Here is a 16,632-nt window from a genome sequence, read left to right as displayed (position 1 = left end):
CAATTTTGCGGTCATTAATGCAACCTTTTTTGTTTAATTGGTATTGCACTTGGTTTACAAATTCGTCATACTTAAATACGTAAACAAGGTTTTGAGAGAGACTAATTAACGCATTTATTAGAAGGTATAATTATGACGACAATTAAAGATATTGCCAAATCAGCTCACGTATCGCCGGCAACGGTTTCCAATGCGCTCAACCCTGATTTGGCACAAATGGTGGCACCTGAAACGCTAAAGCGAATTAAGAAAATCGCTTCTGATTTAGATTATCAACCAGTGCATCACCGCATTAAGCAGATGGCAACGCAGATTAACTGTGCTTTAATTACCACACTATTCTTGAAGGATGAAATTGAAGATGAATATTGGCACTTTGTTCGAAAAGGCATTTACGAGACTGCTAGAAAGCGGAATGTGAATATTCAAAACGTTTTTCAGATTCAAGTTGGTATTAATCCGGGAATCGTTGCTAATTATAATGGCGTTATTATTCTAGGCTCGCTGTCAGAACAAGCAATCAAACGATTAAAACACTATAATCCAAATATTATTGTTATTGATGATGTTAATACCAATTGTTCGCTCGTTGATACTATTGGGACCGATTTATATAATTTGACCCTTAAGGCGTTAAAACTGCTCAAAAAACAAGCCAACGGTCCGATTGCCTTTATTGGCGGTTACCGGATGGAATTTAGCCTGGATGGGTCGGTTGAAAAAAAGGGTGACGACCTGCGCACACAGGCTTACCGTGACTGGTTAGCGGTTAATAACCAGTCGGCATTAATGAAATTAACGTCTTGGGGCACTCAAGCGGGTCTATCAGCAATCAATGAGCTGCTCTCGGAAGTAACAACGCCAATTGGCGGTTTACTGGTCGCATCCGATTCAATCGCAATCGGCGTTGTCAAAGGTTTATTGGAACGGCAAATTGTTCCCGGTAAGGATCTGCCGCTTATCAGCTTTGATAATATTCACGTGGCTTCCTTTTTGACACCGGCAATTACCAGTTTTTCGTTACCCAAGGAAATATTAGGCATTACCGCAGTCAATCAAATCTGTGATTTAATCGCGCATCGTCGCCAATGGATATCAAGAACGACGATTCCGGGACACTTAGGCACTGGCGAGACCTATCCGCTGCAAACTTGTTAGTTTAGAGTATTCAGATAACTGATCATGTTGACGAACTCTGATAATTTTTAATATTTTTCCAAAATAAACAGTGCTGCAGAAAATCTAAGTCGGATTATCTGCAGCGCTGTTTATTAGAAAATTGTGATTGCTGACTGCTTATTTAAATATTCAAATTGAATTAACTAAAAGATTAGCCTATGATAATAATTGAGCAAAGGTTACATATTATAAAATTATAAGAGGCATTCGTATGAAGAAAATTCCAGTTTTACTTAGTTTATTGACGATGGCGACATTAGGGCTTGCCGGTTGCAGCAATTCTCAGGCCAGTCCAAGTACTAGCAGTTCTGCTAAGAATCAGGATCAGCTCTCTGAAGATGAAGGTGTTATCAAAACAGCGCGTGATTTGAATGAAAACGGGAACTATAAGTCATCTAATAAGGCATTAAACGGCATCAAACTGACTGATTTAAATAAAAAAGGTTTCAGCTCGCTCAAAACGGAGTACTTTCAGATTCAAAAGAGTAACGACGCGTTTCTCTTGAAACAGGGGAAGCAGCAAAATCAGGCGGCCCAAAGTAATGGCACCACTAATTTGAATACTAACAATAGCTTTGACAACTATTCCAAATTTGTTGGTGACTATTCATTTTACAATTATGATTCCAACCGTCAACAAAGCGATCTCGTGATTGATTCTGACGGCACCGTTGTCCAGGAAAATAATGATGGGACCAGCTTTCATGGTGTTGCCACGATTTCACCCTCTAGTCAAAGTGGTGTGCTATCCTATGACGTGACTTCGAATACCAATGACACCAAGTCCATTAACGCGAATGTCAAAATCGTTGTTGCTTGGAGTAACGGTGAAAATGAAACCTATTATGGCTACACGTCCTATGCCGGTGGGGCTGTTTTGACCGATGGCAAGCCATATAAGGGAGATTTAGTCAATGAAGTTTGGGTTCAGTAAATTAGTGGGCAGTTTTCTGCTGGGATTGATCATGGTTAGTGGCTGTTCTAGGGCTAACCGTCAGCCCAGTAAAGCGCAATCGACCTCTCAATCAAGCCAGAAGTTAGCGTCGAGTTCCAAGCACGCTAAGCCTGCCCAAGTTAAACCTAAAGCAACGTCCAAAACCAATTTAAATCAACGAAACATTCGATCAGTTGAGAAAAAGTGTCTGACAGCAGCTTCTGGACAAACGTCGATTTACGTTGACAGTCTTAACACTAAGCAGCCGGTAATTATGAATAATCGCTCGCAACGATCTGCCAGCGTGATTAAATTATTTATCATGGTTGAAGCGTTCCGTCAGATAAAGGCGGGCCGGTTAGCACTGAATCAGGAAGTTTCGATTCCTCAGGCTGACCGTGTTGGTGGCACTGGTGAACTTGCACATCAAAGCGTTCGCCAGCTTTCAGTCAGCCGGTTATTAACGCTAATGATTCGCAATAGTGATAATTCCGCGACTAACGTTCTCATTGATCGGCTAGGCGGTCTAACGGTCATTAATCAAGAGATCAAACGGCTGGGCTGCACGCAGACCCGGTTGCAGCGAAAAATGCTGGACTATCAAGCCTTAAAGAATGGCAAAGATAACATGACTTCCGTAAAAGACGTTGGTAGCCTACTGAGTAGACTTTACCAGCACCGAGTTCTAGGCGATCCTTACGATACTAAAATGCTGCAGCTATTGCGATATAATGCGAATCAAAGTAAACTGCCGGCTTTGATCAATCAAAAAGCCACTATTTTTAATAAAACCGGTGAATTCCCAGATTACGGGGTTCAAAACGATGCGGCCATATTGCTCAAAAGGGCAATCAAGCATTTGTCGTCGTGGTTCTTTCTCAAAAGGGTGTTCAAAGTAGGCAAATTAACGCAATGCAACAGCTTGGCAGTCAATTATATACGCTTATTTTCACTCCAAAATAGCCAATTAAAGTTTTGATTAATTTATCTCATTCAAATGGGGATAAGCAAGTTACAAAAGCGGTTCACTTCTTCGGTGTGGCAAGTATCCAACCGGAAAAATGAACCGCTGTTGTATTTTATTAGTTGTGACAACTAACTTAGTAGCAGGCTGATTAAATTTAAAAAGATTAACTATGCTGATCACTTGGTTTTTCGACGACTGAATGATGTTTTCCCCAGGCCACTTTTCCATAATAAACCGCGTAACACAACGCGATAAACGGAATCATATAGAATAATGCTGGTCGCTGGGTGGGGTCAAAAACAATTAACACGCAAGACAGCAGGCTCATGATAAACGCTGTCCAGGGAATAACCGGATACCAGGGCGTTTTAAACTTTAGTTCAGCAACTGTGTGGCCATCTTTTAACCACTGTTTGCGGAAATTGATCTCTGACAGAGCGATAGCCATCCAAACGATAACAACCGCTAAACCGGAAATTGACACTAATACGAGGTAAACGGTAGAAGCAGCAACGACACTGGAAGCCAAGGCGAGAATACCACCGACCATACTGAGGCAAAGTGCTAGCATTGGAATGCCATGGCGATTGGTTTTGGCAATTTTGATGGGAATCGTACCTTGATTGGCCAGGGACCACAGCATCCGGGTTGACGCATACAAGCCAGAATTAGCGGCTGATAAAATTGCTGTCAGCACCACAAAGTTCATGAGATCGCCAGCGAAAGGCAGACCGATGCTGTTAAATACCAATACGAACGGGCTTTGATTAACACCGGCTTTTTGCCACGGAATAAGAGCGGACATGACAACGATACTACCGATGAAGAAGATGATCAGGCGAAATAGTGTCGTGTGAATTGCCCGGGGCAGCGTGGTTTCTGGATTTTTAGTCTCGCCTGCAGTGACGCCGATCAGTTCCGTACCAGAAAAGGCAAAGTTAACTGTCAGCATCGTTGTAAAGACGGCTTTAAAGCCGTTAGGGAAGAGGCCATCTTTGAATAAATTAGAAAACATGGGGGCGTGCTGATAACCCTTCATATGGATCACGCCAAACATCGCGCAAGCTCCTAAAATAATAAAGGCGATGATGGCAACCACTTTGATACTGGAAAACCAAAATTCAGTATTGGCGAAAAATTTAACCGACATCGCATTTGACGTGAAAATGACAACCATAAAAAGAACACTCCAAATCCACGTGGGAGAGTGCGGGAACCATTTGGTCATGATCAGCCCCGCAGCGGTAAATTCCGAACCTAATGCGACCGTCCAAGTTAACCAGTACAGAATCGCAACCGTAAAGCCCGTACCGTGGCCAATGTAGCGGTCCGCGTAGACGTGGAAGGACCCAGTCTCTGGCATGGCCACCGAAAGCTCACCTAAGCACAGCATGACCAGATAAACGACGACTGCCCCAATGGCGTATGCTAAAATGGTACCAACGGGTCCTGCTTCGTGGATCGTGTAACCAGAACTTAGAAATAAGCCGGTTCCGATGACACCGCCTAGTGAGATCATAAATAAGTGCCGGGACGTCATTTTACGTTCCAGCTTGGTATCTGTTTTTTCCAACTGATATTCCTCCAATAATTGCAACTTTGCTTAGATTAGAATATCATTAAAAAGCAGTATCATGCAAGTGCGACATGAAGGAGTCTAATTCTATGAATAATGATTTAATTAAAAATTGGCTAGAAAAGCAATCCGCCTTAGTGGTGGATGGGGCCATGGCCACCGAATTAGAAAAACGAGGGGTTGATACGAACAACGAGCTGTGGTCAGCAATGGCTTTAGTTCACGACCCGGATGCTGTGGTAGCCGTCCACCGCAGCTACTTTGACGCGGGGGCTAACATTGCTATCACCGATAGCTACCAGGCGAATATTCCCGCCTTTAAAAAAGCCGGTTTAACGCAGGAACAAAGCGGTAAAATGATTTTTGATTCGGTTAAATTAGCGCAGCGGGCCCGGGCCGATTATGTTAAAACGCTACCGGAAGACGCTCGCCAGACGACACCGCTACTGATTGCCGGCAGTGTGGGGCCTTATGGGGCGTACCTCGCTAACGGCAGTGAATATACCGGTGACTACTCATTGACTGACCGTGAATATAAGGATTTTCATCGCGCTCGGATGAATTTACTGGCCGGTGCGGGGATCGATCTATTTGCGTTTGAGACCCAGCCTAATTTTGCTGAAGCCAAGGCGTTGGCGGATTTGTCGCGGAACGAATTTGCTGGTATTCCGGCTTGGCTGTCGTTTAGCGTGACTGCTGAAGCCAAGCTCTGTGATGGCACTCCCTTAACGGAAGCGGTGACCTATTTTAACCAGTTTCCAAACATTATCGCCATTGGTGTCAATTGTACAGCAATGACTAACATCGAGGTCTTGATCAAGGTGATTGCTAAGGTTACGGATAAACCCATCGTTGTTTACCCTAATAATGGCGATACCTATGATCCAGTGACTAAGACCTGGGAAAGTAACCCGAATGCGAGATCGTTTTCGGAACTGGCGCCTAAGTGGCAAGCAGCTGGAGCATCACTGATCGGTGGCTGTTGCCGGACCACACCAGTAGACATTCAAGAAATTGCGGCGAGTGTCATAGAATAATCGGTGTTTACAAAAGTGGCCGTCAACTGTTAGAGCTACATCTAACAGTTGACGGCCACCCTTTTTGATATTATTTTAAAGTTTAAACAGCTTTTCTGCCGTACCATGGCCGATCTTTTCCTTATTGGATTGGCTAATTGGTAAATCCTCTAAGAATTGCGCTGCCTTACCGGTTTTAACGAAGGGGTAATCTTCAGCCCACATGATGATTAAAAGCGGGACCATCACCGCTTAGCTTCCGCCGATAAATTAGCAGCAATTTGAGCAGCAATGGTGATAAAATCTTGCTGTTGAGCGGTTGTGAGGCCCCTTAAAGCGGCTGATTCGGCCTGGTCGAGGATCTGCTTAACCTGACTGGCAACTATTTGCCCTGAATCAGTTAAAGAAACCAGCGTTATTCGGCGGTCCTTGGATGATTTAGTGGTTGATGCAAAGCCGGACAGCACTAGTCGGGAAACTGATTTGGCAATTGTTGAGTGGTTAACCACGATTTTTTTCACCAGGTCGTTTTGTGATAACTCGCCGCATTTTTGTAATTCTAGCAAAACATTTTCTTGACCCGGATAGATACCTACCTGCCGTAACTGGCTAGTGACTAAGGTTCGGTAGGCGCTGGTCATACGCCAAAGGGCAGTTGTTGCCGGATAATTTTTTGTATCTTGCATGGTAGCACTTCTTTCGCGTATTAGTTTACAATTCAATTTAGCATGTTGATTATTTAAAAGCAATTTACGGCTCAAGCGGATTCGCTTCGACATTAAAATCACCCATCACATGACAAACAGTGATGGGTGATTTTAATGTCGTTTACGATAAGCCGCAATCCGTTTTAAATGCCGGTGAATACGATACTTAGAAACCAGTACCCACAAGCGGTTAACTGGAACCGGACGATGGCTATCCTGACCCTGCCAGTAGGCAATATCAGCGTCAATTTGTTTTTTATTTAACCAAGAATAATCGTGTTGCAAATAGATGCTGACACTTTTTCTAGTTTCGTTGGGCCAGTACTTGTAGTCAATAAATTGACTGCGGGTGGGCGTCAGCTGACCGGCTGCTGGTTGATCGATCTGATAAACGCGATTGACATAGCCCACACCATATGGTGGCAGAACATCTTCCTTAGTTCCTCGCGGTTTGGAAAATATGTAGGGTGCGAGCGGCACTACAATGAGTCCGTGTAAAAGGTGTCTTTGACCGGCTTCGTCAATGGTGAGTGCATACTGCAGATCACCCGAGAGCCGGTAAGTTTGTGCTTGATGGTTAGACCGAATAATATCTGCGCACCAAAGTTGATCGCTCATTATGAATTCCCCCTTAATCATAAAGATTGTGAATACAAAAATACTATTATAGCAACTATGGTAGCGCTACCATGAACAATCTTATGCCAGATAGTTCGGCAAATCAAGTGTCCCAGAATAATATGATGAAAGATTTTATTCCGGCTCATTACGAATTTCTGACGAAAGTGCCATTAATTTTTCACGATTGGCAATCTGATAAACGTGGCGGCCGTGCTTGACTAAGTAACCCTGATCAACAAAGGTGGCCAATACGTATAGTAAATGCCGGTAAGATACCCCCAGATACTGCGCAACTTGGGTGTGTTTTTCGTTATAGGTACCGTTGTGCTCGGTAAGTAGAATAAAGGCGGCCAGCCTTTGATTCAGCGTAAACGACTGGTTTTTAGATGCCGTGCGCACATCGCGGGCTTCCTTATAGGCTAAGTAGAGACAAATATGGCGCAAAAATATTGTATCAGAAAGTAGCTGATTTTGATACTGGTTAATTGGTAAGGCTAATAAAAGGCAGTCTTCAATAGCTTGCATGCTGAAGGGGTCGCTATCAGGATCCAGCAGTTCCATTTCACCCATAAAACACGGTGGGGTGAAGAAATCAATCAGCACGGTTTTACCGTTAGACTGGGCATCGTACAACTTGGCTTTACCGCGGACTAAGTAAAATAAGTAGGCTGGCCGCTTCGTGTTTTCAATAATATAACCGCCAGCAGGTACGCTGAGCAATTGGGTCTTAGCACTCATATCCGTTGAAAACAGATCGTTAAAGTGGTTGGTATTAATCAATTGCTGTTTTAAATGATCGTTTAAAATTTTTTTCATGTTTTTTCTCCAAGTGTGAGATTTCTCATACTTACCATATCAATTTGCTGGTTATAATTCAACTTGTCAGTAAGGGCTTACACGCCCGTCAATACAAGGAGGATATACTTATGACTGCACAAAAAATTATTCTGGACTGTGATCCAGGACACGATGATGCGATTGCCATGTTAATGGCCAACGCGAGTTCCAAAATTGATCTATTGGGGATCACCATTGTGGCTGGTAACCAAACTTTAGCTAAGACCACGCACAACGGCTTAAACGTTGCGCAATTGCTGGATCTGGATGCTAAAATCTATCCCGGCATGCCTCAGCCATTGGTTCGTCAACAGGTGGTTGCTGGTAACGTTCATGGTACCACTGGTTTAGATGGGCCCGTTTTCCCAGAACTGCACCGGGAAGCTGAAAAGCTCAACGGGGTACAATTCATTATTGACACCTTAATGGCTAGTGATGGCGACATTACGTTAGTGCCAACTGGTCCATTGACGAACATTGCCACTGCCATGCGGATGGAACCGCTGATCGTCCCTAAGATCCAAGAAATCATTTTGATGGGTGGGGCTTACGGTACCGGTAACTTCACGCCATCAGCTGAATTTAACATCTTTGCTGATCCCGAAGCTGCTCGCGTCGTCTTTAAGTCCGGTGTCCCAATTGTTATGATGGGCTTGGATTTGACTAATCAGACGGTATGTACCCCTGACGTGATCGACAGAATGGAAGCCATTGGCAATAAGGCCGGTAAATTATTCGGTGATCTGATGCGCTTTACACTGAAGACCCAATTTGAAGAATTTGGCCTGGAAGCTGGTCCCATTCACGATGCTACCACGATTGGCTATCTGATCGATCCAACCATGTTTGAGATGCAGGACATGTTCGTGGAAGTTGATATCAACCGCGGACCTTGCTACGGCCGGACGGTTTGTGATGAACTCAACGTACTGAAGCAAACACCGAACGCCAAAGTGGGTAAGAAGATCGACCGGGACAAGTTCTTTGACCTGGTTGCTGACTGCATTAAGACCTACAAGTAGTCATAGAGAGGAGTAGGTCGGCATGTATATCATTATTAATTTGATTGGGATCATCGTGTTCGTGGCAGTTGGTTTCCTATTTTCAAAAAAGAAAAAGGACATTAACTGGCGGTCGATTGGAATCATGTTACTGATCAATCTGGCATTAGCCTGGTTCTTTACTAGCTTTTCAGCCGGTCGTGACGCGGTTAAGGCTGCGGCTGATGGCTTTAACTGGTTAGTCCAGGTTTCGTATCAGGGAATCGTCTTTGCGTTGCCGAACTGGGTCACACCACAATTCGGCGGGACTGCTAGAACCATGAACTTTGTGACCAGCGCGCTATTACCAGTCCTCATGATCGTGCCAGTCTTTGATATTTTAACCTATATCGGCGTGTTACCTTGGATCATCAAATGGGTCGGTCGGGGATTATCCTTTATTACCGGACAGCCACGGTTTGAATCGTTTTTCGCGATTGAAATGATGTTTCTGGGGAACACTGAGGTCCTGGCGATTTCAGGCAGACAGCTTCGGCAGATGAGTGCCGCTCGTAACGTGACTTTGGCGATGATGTCGATGAGCTGCGTCACGGCCTCGATTCTGGGTGCGTATACTCAAATGGTGCCAGGGCAGTTCGTTTTGACCGCGGTGCCAATTAATTGCCTGAACGCCATTATTGTGACTAATTTACTTAATCCGGTTAAAGTCTCTCCAGAAGAGGATACGATTGCCACTGTCAGTGATGATGAGGGTAAAGAAGCGAAAAGAGAACCCTTCTTTTCATACTTGGGCGATTCTATTTTAGGCGCCGGTCGGTTGATCTTAATTATTACGGCTAATGTTATTGCCTTTGTTGCCTTAGCCGCTTTAGCGGACAAGCTGCTGGGATTGATCTGGAAACCGCTGTCCCTAGAACACATTGTGGGTGCGATTATGTTCCCAGCTGCCTGGCTGTTAGGCTTCCCGGTTCATGATGCGTGGATCTTATCGCAGGACATGGGATTGAAATTAGTCACTAACGAGTTCGTAGTAATGGGGAAAGTCGCTGGCAACGTCATTAACGGCTACACACCACATTTACGCGCGGTCCTCACCGTCTTTTTAACGTCCTTTGCGAACTTCGGTACCACCGGGATGATCATTGGTGCTTTTAAGGGCTTAGTGGATAAGGAAAAGAATGATTTAGTCGCTAAAAACGTTGGTTATATGCTATTATCTGGTATTTTAGTTTCGCTGCTATCAGCTGGTCTAGTGGGCTTGTTTGTGTGGTAGTTGAACGGCGTATCTTACAATGAAGCACTGACTATTTCTAGACAATCTAAGGTTGCGTTAAAAAAGTCATTCGGTTGCTTAATCGAATGACTTTTTTGGTACTTAGGTTAACAGTTATGCGTAAACTCAAACCAATTACCCCTTGGCAATAATCGCTTCATAATGGCGAATTAACTGGTTGACTTGATGTTCATATTGAATCATAAATGATTGCCGGTTCATTGTCAGCGATGTATCTGTCTTATTAGTTAAATACTGGTCCAGATAAGTCCTGCAATCAGCCATGTATTGGCTTAACGTATCCGCATAGGTGCCACCGGAAACTTTATAACCGTTAATTTTTTGGTTGCCATATGCGACTAGATGATGTTGCAATGTTGCAACCTCACTAACGGTTACGGGGTCGCTTAACTGGGCACCTTGCTGCTGAATATACTGCCAGAACTGCTTAAGTATTTTTTTAGCAGCGGACTTACTGCCGCCATTATGGGTTTTAGCACCGCCAAAGTTATAGTGTGTTTGAAATGCCACGTTGATCGCTCACTTTCTTACTGAATTGAAATTAACGTCACATCTGAGATTATAAGCCACTGCTAACGCGAAATAAAGGCTAATAGAACCTCTAATATTAAGCGAATCGATTTAAGCAGGTAGACAAATTTCAACGATATCTAAGCCATAAGTTATGCTACAATAAACACGCATAATAAATTCAATCAATTTGAGGGGGAAGTTAGCGGATGAAATTATTTAAGCAGGGAAAGTTGTTATTGGCTGGTTTTGTGGCTGCTTTAGGCTTGGCTATTGGGTTTGGTACTACCGCTCACGCGACAACTTGGCATAGAGGGACGCCATCAGCTTTACGAGGTACGTGGAAAACAAAGTCGATTACAGTTGCAGGGACGCATACTCGATTTGAAGTTAAAATTGGTAAAAATTTGATTAATAATGCTGGTGGATTTGGTGATCCAATGGTAAGTAACAACCAAAGTTACCATCACAAAGCGGGGAGTCATTATTACTATGTAAAGGGTCATGAAACACTTTATACCAATGGAAAAGAAATTTTCTATTATAAATTTTACCAAAAGGGTAATAAAATGCATCTGATGAACTATCTCACAATCAATAATGGTCATAAGTTTTCACCCGAACATCACTATGGTCACTGGTATTATAAATAAGCTGTATAAATGAGTGCGCAAAAGAACCGATTCGGAAGAGTCGGTTCTTTTTGTCTATTTTGAGACTGAAAAATGATGTTAAAATTTTGATTTGAATGTGGAAACTAACTTTTATATTTAAGCATTAAATATAATACACATATTAACAAATATATCTCAAAATGGCTTTAACTTATCCCACACTTTATTGATATATCAGCATTTGTAAATAATAACTAGACATTTTGAAGCAATCAGTCCATAATGAAAGCGGTTTAAAAAGCAGCAGTTTGTTGAAATAAAGTAGGGGGGCATTATCGAAAAGGCAAAGCTCAATGACAGTTGTAACGTATAAGATTGGTCAGTTTGGGGTAACTATGACAGTCTACTGTTAGCTATTGAGCTATTAGAAGTATTCTACTTACTGCTAACGCTGGTTGTTAAGATATTTTGGAGGAAATAGTATGAAGAATCGCAAAATGAGGTTATTTAATTCAGAGGAAAAGATTCATCGTGTTAAAACATATAAAGATGGGAAAAAGTGGGTAGCTATGGGGATTACTGCTTTAGCCATTGGTACCGGAGCATTTGTAACTAATGCCAATGCTGCGACAGTTAGTACAGCAGACAACACACCTCAAAGTTCCACTCAGACTACAAAAGCAGCTACTGCAAGTGATTCAAAGACCCAAGTATTATCACAAACGGATACTGCAAGGACAACAGCTACTACTCAGACAAATAAGGTTACGCAATCAACCGATTCAACAGCACCTTCTACACCAGTTGCTGGTCAAAATGTTCAAAAAACGCAACCAACTTCAGTAGCTAAGCAGCCAGTTTCAGAAGCAAAAACAATACCAACAGACAAAAACATAGTCACAGAAAAGGCGCCACAAACGGATGCTCAATTTAAAAATGCACAGGTTGTCGCCAAGACTGAATATGAAAAAGCGGGGATTCCGCAAAAATTAACCCGCGTTGATGATACTGGAATTGGTTCAATTAATGTGGAGTATGTTGATGATACTGGCAATGCAATTAAAAATGCCAGTGTAGTTAAGTATGCCAATGGTAAGTCAACTATCTCGCCGGTAGCAAGTCAGGTCAGTTATTCTGGATCGTTGGAGACTCTATATAATGGCGGTCATGCGCCTTCGCAGATTCTTGTAGGTGCTGATAAGGTACATTATTCAATTTTAGATGGTATGTCTAATAGCGGATTTAAAAACGGCGTACTTATGGGTATTTATAGCGACACACCAATAACTATCAAAGTTGCTTACGCAAGAATGGTACCAGTAGTTCAGCGATTGGTTGATGAGTCAGGTAGGGAGCTTCAATCATCTCAGACCATTTATTTCGGAGTCGGTACGCCAGGTCATGAGTATTTTGATAGTGTCCATGCTTCAACGCTTGTGGGCTATACACTAGTTGATCCTAATAGAAGCACAATCACCTTTCCGATAAGAAATACGCCATTGCTTTTAATCGCTAATTTTGTATATCGGCCCTTAGGAACCGTTGCAGAAGATGGATTAGGTACGACCAATATTACCGTCAAGTACGTTGATCAAAACGGACAGTCCATTCAAAATTCCAATGATTATACTAAAAATCAAGGGATCAATTTTGGAATCACTGCGCCTGTAATTCCCGGTTACGAACTTGCCAATCCAACACAGACTGTAACAAACGGAACGGCTTATGGTAACCAGATGACCTTAACGTTAACTTACAAGCAGGTCGATACGGGTACAGGACCAATAAATAGTAATCCAATAAATAATAATCCAGTTAAAACGACTACTGCCTATGACACCACGACTCCTGATACAAATCAAACTGTATCACCAACGTCTTCAACACCTACTTCAGCGGAACCAGTTATGCAAACTTCTGAAGGAACAGCTACATCAGCTGAACCGGATACCCGAACTCAGGGAACAACGATTTCAACACAACCTGACACTGTTAAGAGTGGTCAATCGACTGCTGCTAAAAAAGGTCAAGCCGTTCAAAATGCCAGTGTTGTGACAGCTCAAAGTGCTGCTGGTAGGGCTATTGTAACGAAGGTGGCATCGCAGAATATTAATGTTCAAAGTACTAAAGCTCAAAGCACCAAGACCCAAACGTTACCACAGACTAGCGAGTCTGCTTCTGCAAGTTTGATTGCCTTGCTGGGTATGAGTATTCTTGGCGCTTTAGGTATTGATGTAAAGAAACGTAAGCATGAAAATTAAAATGGTGATGGATTAACAAAATTTTATGTAGAATCCTAAAAAGCCCCGTTCATTTATGGATGAACGGGGCTTTTGGATGCGTTAGATTTAACTGACTTCACGAGTATCGACGATTACTGTTCTAAGCACACAAGAAGAGGTTATCAAAATTTTGATGACCTCTCTTTTAAAACTATTTATCGTCAGTTTGTTTTCTTCTAAGACCGAATAAACTTAACAGGCTAATCATAATCAAGCCTAAGAGACCAGTTGCTTTAGCTTGATCAGGTTGTTCATTAGTTTGTGGTAATTGACCACTGTTATTTTGAACCGTTTCTTTTTGAGTCATTGTTGATTGACCTGGAGTTGCTACTGAATTTGATGATTTCGTCATCTGTGGTTGGTTAGTTGTTGACAATGGGACTACTGCTGAATGCTGTTCAGTAGTTGACTGACTGACATTTTGAGATTGGTTGCTACCTTGATTCGTTGATTGTGTTTCAGCTTCAGGTATAGCGGTAGCGTTACTTGGACCCGTTGTGATGGCCGATGGTTTTGTGCCATTCGTTGAATCTGTTGTGTCGGTCAATGTGGTTGATCCATCATTTGAATCATTGGTAGTTACTGGTGTTACCGTATCATTATTAGCATCAGTTGTAGTCGTTGGCGTTATTGGATTTGGTGGGTTAGTTCCCGCTGATTCGCCGGGCTGATTATTAGATTGATTATTACTAGGTTGGCTTGAGATTACCGTGTAGGTAACATAGCCCGCATCACCAGAGTTAGTCTTAGGATCGTTTACAGTAATCGTCTTATCTGCGTTAACCGTTGCAGCTACCGTGGATTTATCAGCAGTGTAGCCGTTGATCGTTGGTACGGATACATTGACCGTATCGCCAACCTTACCCGTTACGCCGGTGACGGTTTGGTCGCCTTGATTAGAAGGAATCGTGACCGTGGCTGTTACTGGGTCTCCTGTATAGGTGACGTAACCTGCATCGCCAGTTTGAGCCTTAGGGACGTTAACGACGATGGAACCATCTGGATTAACTGTTGCAGCTACCGTGGATTTATCAGCTGTATAGCCGTTAATTGTTGGTACCGAAACTTGGACAGTGTCGCCAACTTTGCCGGCAACGTTAGCAACGGTTTGATTACCCTTGTTAGAAGGAATCGTTACCGTGGCTGTTACTGGATCACCCGTATAGGTGACATAGCCTGCATCGCCAGTTTGAGCTTTAGGCGTGTTAACCGTGATCGTACCATCGGGATTAATCGTAGCTGCAACCTTGTCTTTATCAGCAGTATAGCCAGTAAGCGATGGGACAGTTACGTTGATGGTATCACCAACGTGCCCAGTGACATTAGTAACGGTTTGATCACCTTGATTGGAAGGGATGGTAACCACGGTTGTCACTGGATTACCCGTATAAATTAAATTGACATTGTTTTCACCACCAGCCGTCAAGGTTACGAATTGCGGTGAAGCTAAGGTATAACCTTGGACAGCTGGTACTTCATATGCCACTGAAATGGGCATGTTGTTAGCATCGGTTGTTGGTGCAGCAGTTCCTGATGGATAAAAGGCAATCACTTGTCCAGGTGTCCCGTTGATGCCTGATTGGCCAACGCTGGGCTGGTTACTCGTAATGTTTAATTTAGCATCAGCAGGAACGTAGGCGTAACTGTTAATAGTGACATTGTAGGCAGCCTTTGAGGCAGCTGTCGAAGCGGTGACACCCAGAACGTAATTTTTGCCCATTTGTTCAGGCTTAATAGTTTGGGTGAAGGTTTTAACCGAATTACCGTTAGTATCTAAAATGTTAGTGACTAATTGTTTAGTATCAGCTTCGTATTTGACATCAAAGGTGTAGGTTAAGTTACCAGTTGATTGAGTTGCCGATGGTACTGCTACGCCAGTATCATAGACGCCACCAGTAGCTTGACTGCTGGCAGAACCTGATTGATAGATTACCCAGTGATGGTTATTAGTATTGGGTGCACCATCTACCGTTAATGGTGATTGACCAAGCGCATTCGTTGAAATGATGTAACTAATTGTGCCAGCAATCGGTTGAGCTTGATTATCAGTTTGAACTAATCCCATACCGCCACCGGTTGCGCCTTTGGTTAAAGCATCATTAGTGGAAATTGGCTGAAAGGCGACTGCCATGCCATCGCCACCGAGCCAAGAGCCCATACTAGGGTCCCAGTTAACGTTAACAGTGGCATTTAAACTAAAATCACTATTAAAATCAACGGCGTCTTTAGCGACCACAGCAGCGTTTTGAACGTAATTAGGATCGTCTGGTTTAGTTAGATTGGCGGTATTGCCATTGATCTGAGGGGTAGTTGGACCACCGTTGCCACCGGCGACAAAGTGGTCGGCAATTTGCTGCCCTTCAATTTTAACCGGTGAGCTGTTCCCAGTTTTCGTTGGGTCAGTGGAGGCGGTACCAGACTGGTCAGTGGTGGTGACGATTGGGCTTGTTTCGGCAGTTGGCGCTTCTGGTGCTGGTGCCGGTGCGGCAACTGGATTTACAGTGGCATTTGTTGCAGGGGCTGTTTGGGATTCAGCAGTTGTTGAACCAGTTGGGGTATTTGACGCAGTATCGGTCTTAGCATTTGCGACTTGACCCGATGTGTTGTTGGCTGAAACTTCGGCATTGCCTGTATTGGAAGCTGCTGCATTAGTGGGTGTTTCCGCATTATTTGCTGATGCTGGAGCAGCCTTTGTTTCCGTGCTTGTTGCGGGATCAGTGGCTTGCTGCGATTCATCAACACCGGAATTCTGCAGGTTTTGACTAGTTGCAGGGGCTGTATCGTTAGTCGTTGTCTCCATTGCCTTTGCAGTAGTACCAGTAGCGAATGAAATACCAGCAAGGGTAGCAACGGTCATGCCCATGATGGTCCATTGTTTACCTACCTTATATAGTTTGACAGTATGTTTCTTTTTTATAAATGGTGACCTTAAGTTATTTTTTGACATAGTAAAATTGTCCACTCCTTTTTAATTTAGCTATCAGCATCCCAATAATAGGGTGCGATGACAATACCCCTCCAAAATTAATCATATCATAGAATATCAGTAATGTAGGTGGATATGCTTTAGATTTAAAAGCTTTATTTAAGAGGT

The 16,632-nt window shown here is 43.2% G+C and carries 15 protein-coding genes; 8 read left to right on the top strand and 7 right to left on the bottom strand.

The genetic code is table 11. The annotated features are described in order from the left end of the window. The first annotated feature begins 132 nt into the window (after positions 1 to 132). The 3 genes from FFM73_RS01730 (at position 133) to FFM73_RS01720 (ending at position 3,092) form a co-directional block, all read left to right on the top strand. Complete coding sequence (locus tag FFM73_RS01730; RefSeq protein WP_137630060.1) at positions 133 to 1,158, top strand: LacI family DNA-binding transcriptional regulator; 1,026 nt, start codon at positions 133 to 135, stop codon at positions 1,156 to 1,158. Positions 1,159 to 1,390: 232 nt separating this feature from the next. Next, on the top strand, positions 1,391 to 2,113 hold the full coding sequence (locus tag FFM73_RS01725) for a hypothetical protein (protein ID WP_137630059.1): 723 nt from the start codon (positions 1,391 to 1,393) through the stop codon (positions 2,111 to 2,113). Further along, entirely contained in the window at positions 2,094 to 3,092 is a 999-nt protein-coding gene (locus tag FFM73_RS01720; RefSeq protein ID WP_235874424.1) for a serine hydrolase, read from the top strand. The genes FFM73_RS01725 and FFM73_RS01720 overlap by 20 nt, the downstream gene beginning before the upstream one ends. Before the next feature lie 151 nt (positions 3,093 to 3,243). Here FFM73_RS01720 and FFM73_RS01715 read toward each other — a convergent pair whose 3' ends face one another. Next, the gene (locus tag FFM73_RS01715; protein ID WP_137630078.1) at positions 3,244 to 4,620 is read right to left on the bottom strand and encodes an amino acid permease; all 1,377 of its coding nucleotides are present in this window, start codon (positions 4,618 to 4,620) and stop codon (positions 3,244 to 3,246) included. 125 nt (positions 4,621 to 4,745) lie between these two features. Between FFM73_RS01715 and mmuM the strand changes: the two genes are divergently transcribed. Beyond that, on the top strand, positions 4,746 to 5,693 hold the full coding sequence (gene mmuM / locus FFM73_RS01710) for a homocysteine S-methyltransferase (RefSeq protein WP_137630058.1): 948 nt from the start codon (positions 4,746 to 4,748) through the stop codon (positions 5,691 to 5,693). Between the two features lie 75 nt (positions 5,694 to 5,768). On the opposite strand, the gene FFM73_RS01705 is transcribed toward mmuM, so the two are convergent. From FFM73_RS01705 to yeiL, 4 genes are all read right to left on the bottom strand, one after another. Continuing rightward, positions 5,769 to 5,918, bottom strand: coding sequence for an amidohydrolase family protein (locus FFM73_RS01705; RefSeq protein ID WP_137630057.1), 150 nt, complete (start codon positions 5,916 to 5,918; stop codon positions 5,769 to 5,771). Then, a complete protein-coding gene (locus tag FFM73_RS01700) occupies positions 5,918 to 6,358 on the bottom strand; it encodes a MarR family winged helix-turn-helix transcriptional regulator (protein WP_171001154.1) in 441 nt (146 codons plus the stop codon). The genes FFM73_RS01705 and FFM73_RS01700 overlap by 1 nt, the downstream gene beginning before the upstream one ends. A gap of 132 nt (positions 6,359 to 6,490) precedes the next feature. Then, positions 6,491 to 6,997, bottom strand: a complete 507-nt coding sequence (locus FFM73_RS01695) for a DUF7679 family protein (protein ID WP_137630055.1) — start codon at positions 6,995 to 6,997, stop codon at positions 6,491 to 6,493. Between the two features lie 135 nt (positions 6,998 to 7,132). Continuing rightward, a complete protein-coding gene (gene yeiL, locus FFM73_RS01690) occupies positions 7,133 to 7,816 on the bottom strand; it encodes a transcriptional regulator YeiL (RefSeq protein ID WP_137630054.1) in 684 nt (227 codons plus the stop codon). Between the two features lie 110 nt (positions 7,817 to 7,926). On the opposite strand from yeiL, the gene rihB reads away from it, so the two are divergent. Together rihB and FFM73_RS01680 are read left to right on the top strand one after the other, a co-directional pair. Then, on the top strand, positions 7,927 to 8,859 hold the full coding sequence (gene rihB, locus FFM73_RS01685) for a ribosylpyrimidine nucleosidase (RefSeq protein ID WP_137630053.1): 933 nt from the start codon (positions 7,927 to 7,929) through the stop codon (positions 8,857 to 8,859). Between the two features lie 22 nt (positions 8,860 to 8,881). Beyond that, positions 8,882 to 10,111 (top strand): NupC/NupG family nucleoside CNT transporter, encoded by a 1,230-nt coding sequence (locus FFM73_RS01680; RefSeq protein WP_137630052.1) that lies wholly within the window; start codon positions 8,882 to 8,884, stop codon positions 10,109 to 10,111. Between the two features lie 135 nt (positions 10,112 to 10,246). On the opposite strand, the gene FFM73_RS01675 is transcribed toward FFM73_RS01680, so the two are convergent. Then, complete coding sequence (locus tag FFM73_RS01675; protein ID WP_137630051.1) at positions 10,247 to 10,642, bottom strand: hypothetical protein; 396 nt, start codon at positions 10,640 to 10,642, stop codon at positions 10,247 to 10,249. Positions 10,643 to 10,851: 209 nt separating this feature from the next. On the opposite strand from FFM73_RS01675, the gene FFM73_RS01670 reads away from it, so the two are divergent. Next, on the top strand, positions 10,852 to 11,295 hold the full coding sequence (locus FFM73_RS01670) for a hypothetical protein (RefSeq protein WP_137630050.1): 444 nt from the start codon (positions 10,852 to 10,854) through the stop codon (positions 11,293 to 11,295). A 443-nt stretch (positions 11,296 to 11,738) separates the two neighbouring features. Beyond that, positions 11,739 to 13,517: a KxYKxGKxW signal peptide domain-containing protein gene (locus FFM73_RS01665; protein WP_137630049.1), complete on the top strand. Its 1,779-nt coding sequence runs from the start codon at positions 11,739 to 11,741 to the stop codon at positions 13,515 to 13,517. 172 nt (positions 13,518 to 13,689) lie between these two features. Here FFM73_RS01665 and FFM73_RS01660 read toward each other — a convergent pair whose 3' ends face one another. Next, a complete protein-coding gene (locus tag FFM73_RS01660; RefSeq protein WP_137630048.1) occupies positions 13,690 to 16,485 on the bottom strand; it encodes a KxYKxGKxW signal peptide domain-containing protein in 2,796 nt (931 codons plus the stop codon). Positions 16,486 to 16,632 lie beyond the last annotated feature (147 nt).

The organism is Secundilactobacillus hailunensis (assembly GCF_005405185.1).
Classification (GTDB): domain Bacteria; phylum Bacillota; class Bacilli; order Lactobacillales; family Lactobacillaceae; genus Secundilactobacillus; species Secundilactobacillus hailunensis.
Note: the sequence above shows the minus strand (reverse complement) of the source record. Positions and strands in the feature narration are given on the sequence as shown.